12 protein-coding genes and 5 tRNA genes are annotated in these 16,214 nt (G+C 60.5%); 3 read left to right on the forward strand and 14 right to left on the reverse strand.

What is annotated here, in order from left to right:
- Positions 1-68: 68 nt before the first annotated feature.
- The 8 genes from FHS09_RS19765 to FHS09_RS19800 all read right to left on the reverse strand — a co-directional run bounded on the left by FHS09_RS19765 (position 69) and on the right by FHS09_RS19800 (position 5,657).
- Positions 69-1,022: a pyridoxal-phosphate dependent enzyme gene (locus FHS09_RS19765; RefSeq protein ID WP_183463155.1), complete on the reverse strand. Its 954-nt coding sequence runs from the start codon at positions 1,020-1,022 to the stop codon at positions 69-71.
- A 283-nt stretch (positions 1,023-1,305) separates the two neighbouring features.
- Positions 1,306-1,382 (reverse strand) — tRNA-Asp (locus FHS09_RS19770).
- Between the two features lie 18 nt (positions 1,383-1,400).
- A tRNA-Val gene (locus FHS09_RS19775) sits at positions 1,401-1,476 on the reverse strand.
- Between the two features lie 253 nt (positions 1,477-1,729).
- On the reverse strand, positions 1,730-4,105 hold the full coding sequence (locus FHS09_RS19780; RefSeq protein WP_183463158.1) for a DUF6351 family protein: 2,376 nt from the start codon (positions 4,103-4,105) through the stop codon (positions 1,730-1,732).
- Positions 4,106-4,278: 173 nt separating this feature from the next.
- On the reverse strand, positions 4,279-4,902 hold the full coding sequence (cysC, locus tag FHS09_RS19785) for an adenylyl-sulfate kinase (RefSeq protein ID WP_183463160.1): 624 nt from the start codon (positions 4,900-4,902) through the stop codon (positions 4,279-4,281).
- A 209-nt stretch (positions 4,903-5,111) separates the two neighbouring features.
- A tRNA-His gene (locus FHS09_RS19790) sits at positions 5,112-5,187 on the reverse strand.
- A 296-nt stretch (positions 5,188-5,483) separates the two neighbouring features.
- Positions 5,484-5,560: transfer RNA gene (locus FHS09_RS19795), tRNA-Arg, on the reverse strand.
- A gap of 20 nt (positions 5,561-5,580) precedes the next feature.
- Positions 5,581-5,657, reverse strand: a tRNA-Pro gene (locus FHS09_RS19800).
- A 208-nt stretch (positions 5,658-5,865) separates the two neighbouring features.
- On the opposite strand from FHS09_RS19800, the gene folD reads away from it, so the two are divergent.
- The 3 genes from folD to FHS09_RS19815 all read left to right on the forward strand — a co-directional run bounded on the left by folD (position 5,866) and on the right by FHS09_RS19815 (position 8,600).
- Positions 5,866-6,714 (forward strand): bifunctional methylenetetrahydrofolate dehydrogenase/methenyltetrahydrofolate cyclohydrolase FolD, encoded by an 849-nt coding sequence (gene folD, locus FHS09_RS19805; protein WP_183463162.1) that lies wholly within the window; start codon positions 5,866-5,868, stop codon positions 6,712-6,714.
- 93 nt (positions 6,715-6,807) lie between these two features.
- The gene (locus tag FHS09_RS19810; protein ID WP_183463164.1) at positions 6,808-7,569 is read left to right on the forward strand and encodes a pseudouridine synthase; all 762 of its coding nucleotides are present in this window, start codon (positions 6,808-6,810) and stop codon (positions 7,567-7,569) included.
- Positions 7,566-8,600 carry a class I SAM-dependent methyltransferase gene (locus FHS09_RS19815; protein WP_183463166.1) on the forward strand — a complete coding sequence of 345 codons (1,035 nt, stop codon included), beginning with the start codon at positions 7,566-7,568 and terminating at the stop codon, positions 8,598-8,600. The genes FHS09_RS19810 and FHS09_RS19815 overlap by 4 nt, the downstream gene beginning before the upstream one ends.
- A 113-nt stretch (positions 8,601-8,713) precedes the next feature.
- On the opposite strand, the gene FHS09_RS19820 is transcribed toward FHS09_RS19815, so the two are convergent.
- The 6 genes from FHS09_RS19820 to FHS09_RS19845 all read right to left on the reverse strand — a co-directional run bounded on the left by FHS09_RS19820 (position 8,714) and on the right by FHS09_RS19845 (position 16,181).
- Positions 8,714-9,169 (reverse strand): hypothetical protein, encoded by a 456-nt coding sequence (locus FHS09_RS19820; protein WP_183463168.1) that lies wholly within the window; start codon positions 9,167-9,169, stop codon positions 8,714-8,716.
- Between the two features lie 73 nt (positions 9,170-9,242).
- Entirely contained in the window at positions 9,243-9,983 is a 741-nt protein-coding gene (locus FHS09_RS19825; RefSeq protein WP_183463170.1) for a spermidine synthase, read from the reverse strand.
- The gene (locus FHS09_RS19830; RefSeq protein ID WP_183463172.1) at positions 9,983-10,453 is read right to left on the reverse strand and encodes a GAF domain-containing protein; all 471 of its coding nucleotides are present in this window, start codon (positions 10,451-10,453) and stop codon (positions 9,983-9,985) included. The genes FHS09_RS19825 and FHS09_RS19830 overlap by 1 nt, the downstream gene beginning before the upstream one ends.
- A 10-nt stretch (positions 10,454-10,463) precedes the next feature.
- The gene (locus tag FHS09_RS19835) at positions 10,464-10,913 is read right to left on the reverse strand and encodes a hypothetical protein (RefSeq protein ID WP_183463174.1); all 450 of its coding nucleotides are present in this window, start codon (positions 10,911-10,913) and stop codon (positions 10,464-10,466) included.
- A 193-nt stretch (positions 10,914-11,106) separates the two neighbouring features.
- Entirely contained in the window at positions 11,107-12,366 is a 1,260-nt protein-coding gene (locus FHS09_RS19840) for a Wadjet anti-phage system protein JetD domain-containing protein (RefSeq protein ID WP_183463176.1), read from the reverse strand.
- A 188-nt stretch (positions 12,367-12,554) separates the two neighbouring features.
- Entirely contained in the window at positions 12,555-16,181 is a 3,627-nt protein-coding gene (locus FHS09_RS19845; RefSeq protein WP_183463178.1) for an ATP-binding protein, read from the reverse strand.
- Positions 16,182-16,214 lie beyond the last annotated feature (33 nt).

Genomic DNA, 16,214 nt, shown 5'->3' on the forward strand with positions numbered 1-16,214 from the left:
GTGAGTCGAACTCCGTCCAGGTAATCAGGAGCGCTGCTCAAATAATAGACGCCTGCATATTTTTTGCTCTAACCCAACAACCCTCGACGCCCCTGCAAGCCCCCCGAGTGTAAAACAAGGATTTTGCTGCCGGCCGGGACGTGGCCAAGCGCGATTTCTCGATGTAAACCATATAGCAGTTTGGCTGTGTACACCGGATCCAACGGTATTCCAGTTTCCCGTTCGACTGTTTGCTGAAAGTCGTGCAGATAGTTTGGGTATTTGGCGTAACCACCACAGTGATAGCCACTACGACTATCAATGGTAGAGCGACTGCTGGTTTGCTTTCCCCCATTTGCCAATGTCACTCGCCATTGTATTGCCGCGTTCCGAATTGAGTCGGCAGCTTTGAGAATGGGGACAGCTATCACCGGCACTTTACCGATTCCGCACTGAACGCCAGCCCAGGTCAATCCAGTTCCACAGGCTAACCAGACCTGATCCGCATTAACCGGACACGTATTGTCGATAATTTGACCAAGCAGCTGGGCTCCCCTGGCTCCGGCCAGGTTTGCGCCGCCCTCCGGTATAAAGAAAGGACACTGCTCTACTATACCGAGTTCCTTCAGAAAGCCCGGATGATCTCGCCTTCGATAGGACTGACGGGTAATGAATAGCAACCGCATACCAAAGCGTTCTGCATCCTGCAGAGTGGCACTCAGTTGGGGAGATCTCTCTCCCCGGATAATTCCTACGGTGTTAAAACCGAAGCGACAACCGGCAGCCGCCGTGGCGTGGATATGATTTGACCAGGCTCCTCCACAGGTGATCAGGGTATCGACGCCCTGCTTCCTCGCTTCCAGCAGATTGAACAGCAGTTTGTAGGCCTTGTTGCCGGAGATAATCGGGTCGAGGAGGTCGTCGCGGCGGATCCAAACTTCTACGCAGGGGAACAGGTCGCTGTCGATGCGTTGGTAGGGAACTTCGCGGGCGGCTTGAGTGAAGTCATTCAGGTCCAGGCTGGAGAGGTATCTGGGAGTCACGGGATTTTCAGTTGGAAGCTAGTTAAATTATGAAAAGCCCGCTTCGCGGGCTTTGCTCTTTACCTGGACCGGACGGGACTGACTCGGGCAATGACTCGTGGCTCGGGCCCACGGCCAGCTAATACTGCCCAAATCCGCTCCCGGCAGATTTGTCCTGACCCTCGCTCTTCGGGCGCCTTCGGCGTCCAAAATTGCTCCCGGCAATTTTGTCGAACGAGGGGCTCACCCGCGATCCCCCATATACAAAAAAGCCCTTCTCTTACGAGAAGGGCTTTTTTGTATATGGCGGACCGGACGGGACTCGAACCCGCGACCTCCGGCGTGACAGGCCGGCATTCTAACCAACTGAACTACCGGTCCGCGTATCCCCGTTGGGGATGGTGGGTGGTACAGGGGTCGAACCTGTGACCTACGGCTTGTAAGGCCGCCGCTCTCCCAACTGAGCTAACCACCCTTCTGAGTCCGGGAATCACCCCGGAGGCTGCGCGCTCGCTTGATCTCTGCACAGCCAGCATATTTTTTCCGCTAGTACATGCAGTAAGCATGCACGTACGCGAAAAAAATACACTGGCTGCACAGATCTCGGCGCGATCACTGCAGCCTCGGGGGTGATTCCCGAACTGGCTTCAGGAGCACTGCCCCTGGAGCGACGCGCATCATACCGGATTGCATTGGTCTGTCAACAAATGGCGCGCCGGAATTTCGGATTACTCACTGGCGGCCTTTTCCCCCGGCAGGGAGACTGGCACGGGCTGTTCGGCCTCTTTGGACATCGGCTCCTGCACATAGCCTTTCGACGAGAGGCGGTAGTCCGGCGCGATTTTGTGGCCGGCGATGGTAACCGGCGCGGTGCCGGGGATCAGGTTCTCCTTCGGGCGTCCCTCGTCTGGATAGTTGTAATTGCATACACCGGAGGGGAAGATTCGTCCCATCTCCACTATGTGCTCGGCGACATCCTCGGAGGCGGAGCCATACACCCCTTTTGCCAGGGCACGCTCAATGGGCTGCAGCGCACATTTGAAGATATCCCCGGTGATCGGTGCCCCGGCGACCTGGCGCGGCGTACTGTAGATGGGGTACTCCCGCATGCACTTGCCCCGGGCCTTGCGATTCCACTCGCCGTTCCATACATCGGGGCCTGCGGCGATCACATTGCCCTCGCTGTCGAAACACTGGTCGCTGGCGTCCACCGGACGGTTGGCTGCAACGCCCCGCTGGGGATTTTCCATAATGTTCCGCATCCAGCGGTCCATGGTGTCCAGGGCTTCGTCCAGGGGCGTGTACTTTTTGTGGCTGACCCAGATCAGCTGGTTGTCGGCGTGACCGCGAGCACGGCGAATGCGTTCCCGACTGGAGAAGGATGCCAGGCTGTGATGCATATCCAGCTCGCCATCCAGGTAGTGGCGCAGATCGATAATGGGAATTTCCACATCCCCCAGGAAGACGTGGCCCGAGCGATAGATGCCCCGGATCGTATCGACGTTCGCGCGGCTGCGCCGGGCCGGCCGGTCCAGGGTACCCAAGTTCATATTGTGGTCGCTCCACACGGAAAACTGCACCGGGAACAGGTTGCCGTTGAGGAACCACAGCTTCTCATCCCCCTGATCCAGCGGCGCCTTCCAGCCGCCGATAGTGGCGTTCAGTTCCAGGAAAGTCTCCATGGAAATATCGCCGTCGCGCAGCGCCTGCAGGCCGTACTGTACCCCTTCATTGTCCCAGGCACTGTTGGCATAGCCGGTCTCATCCGCCCCGTAGAAACTGCGCAGGTCCTCCCAGTGGGACCAGTGGGTGTTGCGGGCAATATCGTCCGCGTAATTATTGATAAAGTGCACGAAGTGGGGATTGTTTACCAGCGGGACCAGGCCGCGCCACCCCTGGATACACTCGGTGGCCCCCTCGGTGCCGTCCCGATAGCGACCGTCGAACAGAGTGGCGGCCGTCTCCAGAAGATGGAAGCGATTCTTGACATTGTTGCTGGCGGGGAGCCCCTGGATAACCGAACGCTCCTCGGCGTTGCGCCAGCGGGGGTTGTCCCCGTCCACCACATCGAAGTAGTACTCCAGCGGCTCGCAGTCAAACACGTAGATGGTCTGGCTGACCATATCCGGATAGGAGTAGAGGGGAATCGCCGCATCCAGCAGGCCCGGGGCGTTCTGCGCGATCAGGTACTGCTGGATGGCGCCACCGGAGCCGCCGATGCCCACGGTGTAGAGAGGCTCGTCGTAGAGCGCACTAAACTGCTGTTTGAGCCGGCGCGCGGTATCCTCGGCGAGCCAGATATTGTAGTGATTGCTGGTCTGGTTGGCAGTGGAATAGACAATGGCATAGCCCCGCGCCAACTGGTCGGCGCGGCGCTCGACAACGTCGCCCTTGCCGATATCGCCCTGCCGGCGACCTATTCCCACACCACCGCGGAATTGATAGATCAACCGCCGGTTCCAGTTACTGGGGCTGGGGTTTTCGGGAGACTCCCCCTCTCCTCTCAGCGCCGCTATGGCGTAGAAGAAGCGGTTGATAGTGCCGGTTTCCAGGCGCACCACAAAGTCGACAGCCCTGCCATTCACCGTGACCTGGTCGATGTCCCCATCGGCCTTTTCCAGGGGATGGAAGTCGCCGTCGGTCACGCTGCGATAGTAGTAGGTCACATGGGTCGGGTGGCTGCAGTCGCGGCTGTAGCCGATGATGTCACTCGTTTTGTTGCCCTCAGCATCCAGGGCGTACACCGGCACCCCCTCACCCTTCTGGTTGTCCACCATCGGCTGGCGATCGGTGACCGAATTTTCACCACAATAGAAGGGATAGATGGAGGGTCCGGCAAACAGTGTCTCCGCCGGGCCGATTTCGCCGATGGCGATCGGGAAGGGATAGTATTCCGGGGGGCGCTCCTGCACTCGCGGGTGGGCACCGGAATAGGCGGGCAGCGGCTGGTGGTCCAAGGCGCCATCGGGAACGCCAACCACCGGCGCCTCGGGCACGCCCGGCATTCTGGGCAGCTCCTGATAGCCGTACCAGGCGCCGAAAATCAACAGGCCCACAACCCCAAACACTACTCCAGAGAGAATCCCTGCCCTCCGTACCGCCATAACCGCCTCCACACAGCCGACTGCCTAATTGGTACAAATTGAGTATATGTAGAGACGGGCGAACTGGCGGGGAGTTGGCGTACAAGAGTACGTATAAAAGGAATAAGGGGTTGAGGTCAGAGAGGGACTTCGGGAGGCTTCAAACGGCTGAAAGCCTCCCGTGACGCGGCAGGTCAGGCAATAATGCCGCGGGTCTGGAGACTGGAAATCATTATTTCCACCTCCTCCTCCAGGCTCATTGAGTCTGTTCGCAGGTGGAGTTCGGGGGACGCCGGTTCCTCGTAGGGGTCGTCGATACCGGTAAAGCCACGGATTTCTCCGGCGCGGGCCTTCTTGTACAGACCTTTGGGGTCCCGCGACTCAGCTTCTTCCAGGGAGCAGTCGACAAACACTTCCAGGTAATCCAGATCGCTCTCCGCGTGCATGCGACGCACCAGTTCACGATCCTCGCGGTAGGGGCTGATAAAGCTGCTCAGCACTATCACGCAGCTGTCGGCGAACAGGCGCGAGATCTCACCCACGCGACGGATATTCTCCTGGCGGTCCTCGGCGGAGAAGCCCAGGTTGGCGTTAATACCATGTCGGATATTGTCGCCGTCCAAGCGGTAGCTCAGCACCCCGCGGGCGGCCAGCGCCTTCTCCAGGGCCACGGCTACCGTGCTCTTGCCGGAGCCGGAAAGGCCGGTGAACCACAGAGTCGCACCCTTATGGCCGAGCATACTCGCGCGATCCTCGCGAGTTACATCACCTTCGTGCCAATGGATGTTGGTTGCCTTGCGTTCTATCGTCGCTGTCACCGATCCCCCCTGTAGTCTCTTCAATGGCCTCTGTTTACCGCACTTCAATGGAATTTCCTTATAACTAAAAGTTATTGAAATGCACTCGATGGCTAATTATCGAACATTAGCCAGGCAGCGTAAAGCACTTGCGCCGGCCACCCCGGCGGCACAAAAAAGCCCGACACAAGGGCCGGGCTTTTCAGGCCCGAGAAACGGGCCGGAAGATATGGGGTGGCCGACGGGGATCGAACCCGCGACCTCAGGAGCCACAATCCTGTGCTCTACCAACTGAGCTACGGCCACCATAAATCGTGATATGTCAGCACCTTGTGGCAGTGCTGTGAATTTGAGCCGAGCATTTAGCCCGGAATAGTCCTGCGACTACAACCCGGTAATGAGCCCAATCGGAGCAGCCAAACTTCGAACCCATCCCGAAAGATTGGCGCGCCCGGCAGGGCCGGGGCGGCCGTTTGCAAAGCACCGCTTTGCGGCCGACTCGGCGCCCATCAGCTGTGCTGATGGGCCGGAATAGTCCTGCGACTACAATCCGGCAATGAGCCCAATCGGAGCAGCCAAACTTCGAACCCATCCCGAAAGATTGGCGCGCCCGGCAGGACTCGAACCTGCGACCATCCGCTTAGAAGGCGGATGCTCTATCCAGCTGAGCTACGGGCGCATGGTATACCCGGTGCAAATTGGTCGGGGCAGAGGGATTCGAACCCCCGACATCCTGCTCCCAAAGCAGGCGCGCTACCAGACTGCGCTATGCCCCGAATCGCCAAATCCGGCAACGGGGTTTAAAAAGCTCCCCGCAATCTCACCGGTCGGCAACTGCCTCCCTTGCGAGAGCGCGCATAATACTTGCGGCCCCCGGGGGAGTCAACGTCGCTAAGCCATTCTTTTTGCGAAGGTTTATCGGCCGGGAAATTACCCTCGGGCTGTGCCAAAATAGCGCCCTTCGCAAATCAGAGAAAACCATCTATGTCTGCACTCGTTCTGGACGGCAAAGCCCTGGCGCAGAAGACCGAACAGGAACTCTCGACCCGCGTTGCCGCGCTAAAGGAAAAGAGCGGCGGCCAGACGCCGATCCTGGCCACCATCCTGGTGGGCGACGACCCCGCCTCCGCCACCTACGTCAAGATGAAGGGCAATGCCTGCCGCCGCGTGGGCATGGATTCCCTGCAGGTGGAACTGCCCTCCTCAACCACAACCGAGCAATTGCTGGCCGAGATCGAAGAATTCAATACCAACCCCAATGTGCACGGCATACTGTTACAGCACCCGGTGCCGGAACAGATCGACGAGCGCGCCTGCTTCGATGCCATCGCGTTGGACAAAGACGTCGACGGCGTCACCTGTCTGGGCTTCGGTCGCATGGCCATGGGCGAAGAAGCCTACGGCTGCGCCACACCCAAGGGCATTATGCGCCTGTTGGAAGCCTACAAAATCGACATCGCCGGCAAGCACGCAGTGGTCGTGGGCCGCAGCCCCATCCTCGGCAAACCCATGGCGGCCATGCTGCTGAATGCCAATGCCACCGTGACCATCTGCCACTCCCGCACCCGGGACCTGGCCGAGCATATCCGCCGCGCCGATATCGTCGTCGGCGCCGTGGGCCGACCGGAATTTATCAAGGCAGACTGGATCAAGGATGGCGCCGTGGTCGTGGATGCCGGCTACCATCCGGGCGGCGTCGGCGATATCGAACTCGGCCCGCTGGTGGACCGCGTCGCCGCTTACACCCCGGTACCCGGCGGGGTCGGCCCCATGACGATCAATACCCTGATCTATCAGTCCGTAGATTCCGGCGAGCGCAAAATTGGCCGTTAGTATCCCCCTCTCCCCAGCCCTCCCCCCCATGAGGGGAGAGGGAGCAGCACTCCGTGTCTCCTCTGGAAAGAGGGTTGAGGAGAGGGAAAACCCGTGCGCCTAGACAAAGCTGTCAGCCAGGTCACCGACCTCTCCCGCGTCCAGGTAAAGCGAGCCGCCAAAGCGGAGCGCATCACCGTCAACGGCGCGGTAGTGACCGATCCCGCCACAAAAGTCTCGGAATCGGATACCCTGTGCCTGGACGGCGAGCCGCTGCTGGAGCCGGGGCCGCGCTACTTTATGCTGCACAAGCCGCTCGGCTACATCAGCGCCACCAAGGATAGCGAACACCCCACGGTGCTCGACCTGATCGACGAGCCCAACAAGCACAAACTGCATATCGCCGGCCGCCTGGATATCGACACCAGCGGCCTGGTACTGCTCACCGACGACGGCCAGTGGTCCCACAGAATCACCTCCCCTCGCCATCACTGTGACAAGACCTATTACGCCCACTTGGCGGAGAAAATTGATCAAAGTGCGGTGGAAAAATTTGCCAAGGGGATATGGCTCGCGGATGACAAAATCGTCAGGAACGATTTTGAGCCGCGCAGCGGCCCGAAGGGCCGGACGCAGGGACGCGTCCGGCTAAAAAAGCGCACCAGACCCGCAAACCTGGAAATCCTCTTTGCCAACGAAGTGCGCATCACCATCAGCGAAGGCCGCTACCACCAAGTCAAGCGCATGTTCGCCGCCCTGGGCAACCGGGTACTGGAGCTGCACCGGGAGCGCATCGGCGAAATCCAGCTCGACGAGGATTTGCCTGAAGGCGAATATCGCCCGCTCACCCCGGAAGAAATTGCCTCCGTTCAATGAACACACTGCTGAGCCAACTGCTGCAACAAGACCCCGGAGAAACCCTGTGGATCGCCGACGAGAACAGCAAGGAATTACTGGTCGAGGGCTTCACTTTTGCCGGTGACCTGCTCAGCAATCGCTGGGATATCGCCAAGCTGGCGGAAGGCAGAGTAAGACGCAGCTGTTTTAACGACTTCCGCTTCGAGGAACTGGAGCAGCGCTATCGCCGTATCGTCTACCCGGTATCCAAGGAAAAGGCGGTGGTGCACCATATTATCAACTGCACACCGGACGCGCTCACCGAAGGTGGAGAACTGATACTGCTGGGCGGCAAGCAGAGCGGCATCAAAACCTATGCGGCCAAGGCCGCACAACGTTTTGCCGGCGGGAAAAATCTTCAGAAGCACGGCGCGAACTACTCGAGCACCAATATCCGCTCCGGCGAAACTGCCACTGGCACAATGCTGGACGACCAGGACTATTCCCACCTACGCCAACGGGAGACGCTGAACCGGCTTTACAGCAAGCCTGGCCTGTTCGGCTGGGACAAGATCGATACCGGCAGCGCCCTGCTAGCGCAACAGTTCACCCACTGCCCACCAGTGGACAATGCAAGCGTGGTGGACCTGGGCTGCGGCTACGGCTACCTCTGTACCCAACTGTCAACGCTGGGTGATTACCGGTTCACCGCAACGGACAACAATGCCGCCGCCCTGCTCGCCTGCACGAAAAATTTCCAGGACCTTGGATTGCAGGGCGTTGTACTTCCCTCCAATGCGGGCGATGAGCTGGAAAGCGACATCGCCGACTACCTGATCTGCAACCCACCTTTTCACCAGGGATTCCAGGTAGAGGGGGATCTTACCGACCGTTTCCTGAAGCAGGCCGCACGGCTGTTGAAACCCGGCGGCCAGGCGCTGTTTGTGGTGAATGAATTTATTCCGCTGGGGAAAAAAGCCGGGGCCTGCTTTGCCGAGGTGGAAATGATTGCGAAGGATCAGGGCTTCTGCGTCTACCGCCTCCGTAACCCAGGCGAATTCAAGACGTAGGGGCGAATCTTGTGTTCGCCCCTACGGTGTACTTTCGTCGTTCCGGCGCAGGCCGGAACCCATATGGCACTGGATACCGGCCTGCGCCGGTATGACGGAGCGACGAGGCCGGTTCAATAATCCCGCAGATTAAACAGATTCCTGGAAAGCGTGTGCTCCTCCAGTTCCTCCAGTTCCAGCAACCGCTCCATCGCTTCGCGGGCGGACGGTGTGTCCGCCCCCTGTAACAGGTCCCGATATTGATCCGCCAGGTACATCTCGATATCCATCGCCAGTTCGGCGATGCTGTCCAGCTTGTTGATATCCAGATTGCGCACCCGCTTCAGGAATTCCTGCTCGCGTCCTTCTGGGGCGAACTGGAACCAGGTGTGCAGAGCACCGGGGGAAATATCCTCGCGGAAGTTTTCCAGCGAGTGGGTCATTGAATCCTCCCGTCGCCGCAGCTGGTCCAACAGCAACTCTATACGCTCATCGCTGGCAAGTTGCTCGTACTCACCATACTGCTGAGCCAGCTTCGCGTGGAAATCCCTTCCCTCCTGGATCACATCCTCCAAGGTTTTGTAGCGCATCGCCCCGCCTCAGGGAAATTCTGTCTCTTCCTGAGTATAGACAGCCAGTGCGAAAAGGCGCCAATCAAATAACTCAGAGGCGCCGAAGCCGGCATTTGAGCCGCCGGCGGGGATTCTGGGGGTTGATGGCACCCGGGGCCCGGGTGACCAAGTCAGTCATCGCCAGCGGCCGGCGGCTCACGGTCAACACACAGTTCTCATACTGGGGCATTTCCGCACTCCAGTTGGCCAACTGCTCGCGCAGCCCGGTACGGCGCCAGCCGCTGGTAATCATCTCCCGCCGGCTGCCAAAGTTGCTGACTACCAGTCCATCCGGCGCCAGCAGTTGCAAAAGGCTCTTACACCAGTCCAGGTCGGCGGCAACCGTTCGCTCCGCTTCCCTCTCATTGTGGCCGAAAAGGTCATCGACTATCAGGTCATAGGAATTTTGTTTTGTTGCAGCGAGGCTGCCGGCAACATACTCCCTCGCATCGGCACATACCAGCTCGGCGCCTCGTACACCAAAATAGCGGCGCGCAACAGAGAGATGAACCGCATCCAGATCCACACCGACAATGCATTCGGGTTCGACAAATTGCTGCAGCAGGCGGATCACCGCACCACCGCCCACACCCAGGACCAGCACCGAACGAATTTTTCGCGGCGGCAGGAAGAAAGCCGGCAACAATAACAGTTCCCAGAGCGAACCTTTTAGCGGATCGCGGGGATTCCACTGGGAGTGAAATATGCCGTTGCTGTAGAGGCGCACGCTGGCACCGTGTCGGCGCACCTGGTAGCAGGTGCCCCCCATCTGCCGCTGCCATACGACAGCCATCAGGCGCCAGGGGTATCCGAGTGGTCCAGCAATACCTGCGCGAACGCTTCCAGGCCCGCCAGGTCCTCCGCATCGAAGCGCGCCAGCGAGGGACTGTCGATATCCAGCACGCCCAGGCAGCGCCCGCCAGCATAGAGGGGGATCACCACTTCCGACGCAGAAACCGCATCGCAGGCAATATGCCCGGGAAACTGGTGCACATCCTCCACCAATTGCGACTCACCACTGGCCAGCGCGGTACCACAGACACCGGAACCCACGGCGATGCGGGTGCAGGCCGGTTTGCCCTGGAAAGGCCCGAGGCGAAGCTCATCACCATACAGGAAATAGAAGCCGGCCCAGTTGATATCCCGCAGTTCCAGGAACAGCAGCGCACTGGCATTGGCTGTGTTCGCCAGCCAGTCGCGCTCATCGGTCAGCAGGCCGGATAGCTGGGCACAAAGGGAAGAATAAAATGATGTTAATGACATGCGTCTTCAACTACTGATAGGGATCGGCAACAGCCTGTTCCGACTGCGAGCCGGCAGACTCCGGTTGATACTGCTCCGCATCCATCGTCGGCCTGTTCCATTCGTCCTCATCCGGGTCTTCTCCACGGCCGCGAATGGCGGGCGGGGCGCTGGTGACATCGGAAGCAATCAGCTTACCGGAGGAATCCCGCACCTGGACCGCCGGCTTGTCGGCCGGTTTTTCATCGCGCAACACGCGGCTGGCCATGGACTTCAAACCTGGGCGGCGCCGCTCGGTCAACTTTGTTGCCTCCAGCTCAGCGCTGAGCCGGTTAACTTCCGCCTGCAGATCGCCCAGCTGCGCCTGCAGCTCGGTAATCTGGGTCAACACCCCTTTTACCTTGCGGCTCTCCTGCTCGTAGAGTACCGCGGCGCCGCCGAAGGCCAGGGCAAAAACAACCAGAATGGAAAACTGACGCATAACAATCTCCGATAAGTCCCCTTTCGCCCCACTAAAAGTAACAGGCATTATCCAAATAAACTGCGGCTATCTTCTGCGAACTTGTGCATAAATCTCAATAGCGGATGGTGACCGGGCAACCTGCTTCATTATCCAGCGGCGACGCCTCCCTGTGCTGCATTAACCCTTCACCTAAAAAGCTGGGGGTTATATTTCACTCATTGTCGGACGATACCGCAGCGAGCAGCTGTTCCGGCGTCACCGCCTCCTGATCCACGCAGCATCCGCTCTGCCGAAGCGCCGGGATCAGTTTCCCGTCGGCGTATTCACAGCCGGTGCTCTCGATTGGCCGCTGGCCCGTCTTTCTGGTCTGCTGCGGCAGGTGGCCGTCACCGGCGAGCAACCTCTCCAGCAATGGCTCATAGCCCGGCCGCCAGCAAACCAGGTTGGCGAAGCTGCGCTTGAGAGCCGCGGCGATCTGCATGCCCTCGTAATCCAGGTCACCCCAGAAGTACACCGGCAGCTCCACCGCGCCCTGCCCCTGCCACCACTGGAGGAAATCCCTGCGCACTGTCTGCTGCGCATTGTTCAGGGTGCTAAAGCGGGCCACACCGGGCGTACGCACCCGCGCCGCGCCGCCGCGGTAGCCCTCGATATACACCAGTGCCGTGTGCTCTGGCCCGCAGTCCGCCAGCATCAGGAAGGAGTCCTGGTTTTCTATCAGCAGCACCCGCTCCGTTTGCGCTGGCAGGTACAAGTGCATCAGCAGCGGCCGCTCGTGAACCCTGTCGCAATGGCTCGGGAAGAGCGCGCGAACCAGTGCCTGGCGCCCATCACCGTCCAGGTATTTGGAATCGCCGAGAAAACAGCGCGCCGACAGCTGGCGCCAGGAAAGGCGCTCCGCGGGGCGGCCCTCCGCAGGGGGGCCTTCCGCGGGGCGGCCTTCCGCGCGGTTCAGTTCTTCGCCCAGGTCGGCCCAGCAGGCCAGCATCTGTTCGAAATCCTCGAAGCCCGGGTCCAGCTCCAGGCCGCCGGGCGGAAATGCATCCGGGACTTCGAAGCGCCCGGCAAACTTTGTCAGCGCAGCCTGCCACTCCGGGTCCAGCCGCACCGGGCGCGACCTGTCCAGCCACTCGCGGATCATCGACTCGCGGCTGTCTTCAAAGTAGAGCCGCGCCCCCTCCCAGGCGGCGCCGCCCGCGGGCCGGCGCCCCGGAGGCTTGATAGAAAAACAGCGGTAATCGCGGGACAGCCACACCAGTTCGTCCCAGAGTTCACCGTCGTCGTACACGGGATCAGTAAAGGGAGCCAGCGCGGCGCGCAGCGCACGGGGTGCCTTCCTCGGGTCGAGAGTCATGCCGATCGGCTTTTCCTCGCCGGTGAGAATCTGCTCGTCGCGCCTGTCGAGCACGTATTCCAGCAGCCCCATAATCACCGGGTTGGCCGCGGCCAGTTCGGGGATTTGCCTCGTCATACACTCCTCCCTGTTTTCGCCATCCCTTGTAGGAGCGGCGGGGCGGCCCTCCGCCGTTGGCCGCGATCGGTCTTTACCGGTAGCCACACCGATCGCGGCCAACGGCCGCTCCTACAAGGAGTGCGGTCAAATGTTCAATGTGGCACAAAGTCGGGTCCGGCAGCCCGGGCCACCTACAACACACGCAACTAATTCTCCACCAGCTCCATAAAATCCAGCGAAGCCTGCCGGCGGATGGTGCGGCGGTGGTTGGCCCAGAGTTCGGCGATCTTCTCCCGGTTGCAGATTTTGCGATCCACATAAACGCGGGTATTGAGCTGGCCGATGGGCTTGGCGCTCGGGCACTTGCTGAACACAAATTGATTGGAGATCAGGTCCATAAACGGGCCGGACTTGCTGCTCGGCATAATGAACAGCAACTGCAGGCCCAGGGTTTCCGTCAGGTAGCGGATCACCTCCCGCGAGCGGGATTCATCCATCTTGGAGAAAGCCTCGTCCACCAGCACCATCTGCAGATGACTGCTGCCCTCGTTGAAACGGAAGGCCGAGGTCACCGCGGCGGAGCGGATAATGTACGCGGGGGTCTCCAGCTGGCCGCCGGAGCCGGTGCCGTACTGGCTCAGCGCAATCGGCTCCTTGCCCTCCGGCTCCTTGAAAATCTCGTAGTTGCGGTAATTGCGATAGTCGCTGATACGATCCAGTTCCCGTCGCGCCACCTGCTCGTCTTCGCTGAGCAGCATATTGAGCAGCTTGTCGCGCACTTTCTGCTGGGCAGGGTTTAACTGCGCGTCGAACAGGCTCTCCTCCTCGCCCAGGTTCGGCAGTTCGATCACCGCCTTGAAGAAATTCCAGTACTCCCTGAATTCCGGCACCCAGCTGTAGGCGAAACGGAAGCGCTCGCGATCGGCGCCGAAGCGGTGGTGTTCCAGCTCCCTGTTCAGATCGTCCAGCACCCGCTTGCCATCGTTGATCGACTGGTAGATAGCGTGGCACAAATGCGTGACGAAGGTGGTGTTGAAGGATTTCTTCAGGCCCATCAACTGCTCGTGTCGGTCCACCAGCAGATTGTTTTTCAATCGGTTGCGCAGCGCCTCCACCTGGTCGCGCAGGCTGCACACCAGTTTGAACAGCGCCTCGTTATGACCGGCGCCCAGGTCCGGCTCGAAGACCAGGGTATCGCCGGCGGCGGTGCTGGCATTGTATTCCATTACTGATCGGTCCAATTGGCGGCAGTATTTTTCCAGGCGCCCCTGCATCTCTTCGATATCCGCACCGAAATCAAAGCTGTCGCCGGCGCGCTCCGCCTGCCCGTCCGCCTGTTCCAGGCTTTCTTCTGCATTGTAGTCCGGAGTGATCTGGGCGATGCGGCGCACCGCGGACTCGCAATCGCTCAGGGCATCGTCCAGTGTGTCCAGCTCGGTGGAAAGTGCCTTTAGCTGCCTGCCGGTATTTTCCAGGTCCCGCTCCAGCTTGCCGGCGTCGAGCAGCAGGCCGGACTGCAGTTTCTGCTGCGCCTGCAGCTGGGCCTTCAGTTCCTCCACCTGCTGTTCCAGCTGTTCGCAGTCCTTCAGGTCCAGGTTTTCCAGCGCCTGTTCAGCACTGCGCCAGTCGCGCTGGGCCGCCAGTGCCGCGTCCACCACCGGTAGCAGCTGCAGGCCGTTCAGGTCGCGCACCGCGGAGGCGACGCGGCGGTAAAGCCGGTGCTGTTCGTTCACCTGCGCCGCTTCCGCCAGTAACTGTTCCAGCGCCTGCTGCTGGGCGGCCAGTGCGCGGGCGCGGGCACCCTGGCCGAAAACCAGCTCGGCGTCGTCGATATCGCAGCGCCACATGCTGTAATTGCCGCTGGCCATGCCGTCCGCGGTAAGGCCGCGGCGGGTGCCGCGCAGTTCGTTCTCATCGCGCACCTGCAATACTGAGCCATAGGAGGCGCGCAGGTAGTATTCGGCGGTTTTGTGATTGAACTCCATCAGTTCGACGATGGAGTCTTTGGGCAGCGGCACACGTTCCGCATCCCGGCGCGCCTTGTCCCCCTGGATCACCCGCGCGCGGTTGTTTCTACCGGGCAGGTTGCGGACTATGCGGATGGCAGCGGCCTCGTGCTCGGGTTCTACGATGATCGAGAAGCGCGCACCGCCGAGATAGCCTTCAACGGCCATCTGCCAGCGCTCGTCCAATACTTCCACATAGTCGCACAGCACCCGCGGCTCAGCCAGAGGGCACTGCTCGCGGATCGCCGCCAGCGCCTGCTCCACCGACTGCGGATAGCGCACGCGGTTGGCCTGCAGGTGCTGGATGCGGCTCTCCTGCGCCTGCAATCGTTTTTGCAGCTGCTGTACCTGCAGCTCCCAGCGGGAAACCTGCTGGCTGATCCGTTCGCGCAGCGAGGTTTCACCCGCGTCTGTGCCGGCCAGCAGATCGCAAAGTTTGTTGTGCAGCGCTTCGCTGCCGGCAGCCCGCTCGCGCAGGGGTTCCAGTGCGGCCAGGTCTATCCAATCCTTGCCCAGCAGCTTGTGCAGATCCGGCAGATCCTCTTCGCGGATCACCTGTTTGACACACTGGACCAATGCCTTGTTGCGCCGTGCCGGAATTTCCAGTTCCGCTGCGGAGCTGTTCAGCAGTTCCAGTAACTCGCCGGCGGCGTCGCGGTTGTGCTGCCATCGCTGCTCCTGAGTTGCTAGCGGCCCACCCTGGCCGGAGAGCTGCTGGCGCGCGCGGGCTATGCGCTGCTCCAGTTCGTCCTTGCTGCGCAGGGCGTCGATACCCAGGCGCTGGGCCTGCAATTCCACCAGCTGCTGGTTCAGCTGTTCGGCGCGCTCGGCGACGATGCGCGTTTCACGCCCATTGTTCTCCAGATCGGCGCGCAACTGCTGCTGGCTGTTCTTGCCGGCGAGATAGGTTTTCTGCACCCGCAGCTGGCGGTGGCGCGCCTGCAGATACTCTTGCAGACGCAGCTGCAGCCACTGCTCGCGGTACAGGCTTGCGGACTGGGCTATCTGTTCCAGTGCGCCGACCCGCTCGACAATCTGCCGGGCCTCCTGCTCCATGGCGTGGATGGTTTTCATCAATTCGGAGACGGAGCGGATGGCCTCACCCAGGTCGCGCTTTTCCAGTACTTCCTGGGCGACGAAATCGTTGATGCTCTTGACCGGCTTGTAGGCCATGAAGTTGGAGAAGGTGCGCGCGGCGTGCATAGCCTCGCGATCCGGCACCGCATCGCGGCGGCCGCGCAGGGCGCCGTAGAGGCGGCGCAGATAGGCTTTCTTTTTATCGTACTGCTCCACCTTGGCAAACTGCTTGCCCAGCACCGAGAGGAACTTATCCAGCGGCAGCAGATGCCTGCCGTCCTTGTATTCGCGGATAAAATCGCCGATGGCCAGCTCTTCGCCGGGAAAGATAAAGAAGCGCAGGTCGTCCTGGCGCGCCTGGGCCGGCTTGGTGCTGTTGTCCAGGTGGGCGCGGATCGCCATCACTGAGGTAAAGGGTTCACCGTCCTCTCCTTCCGTGGGAGAAAAAATTCCGGCGATATAGCAGTCGGTGGGCTGCAGCCGCGCGTAGCTGCCGTCGTCACAGCCCAGCACGTAGGACGCCAGGGTGCGCACCTGCTTGCCGCCGCGGCCGCGCTGGGTGGTTTCATCCTGCCCCGGGTTGAAGGTAAACAGGGTATCGTGGGCCGCGGTCATCAGTGTCTGGATAGCGTCGGCCGCGGTGGTCTTGCCGGAGCCGTTGCCGCCGGAAAACAGGTTGATGGGGCCGAATTCGTATTCCAGCTGGGGGATATTGCCCCAGTTGATCAGGATCAGTTTTTTTAGAAACATTTTTTTGCCATCACAGATGCAGGGATGGTGCCT

The sequence above is a fragment of the Microbulbifer rhizosphaerae genome (genome assembly GCF_014191725.1).
Lineage (GTDB): Bacteria > Pseudomonadota > Gammaproteobacteria > Pseudomonadales > Cellvibrionaceae > Microbulbifer > Microbulbifer rhizosphaerae.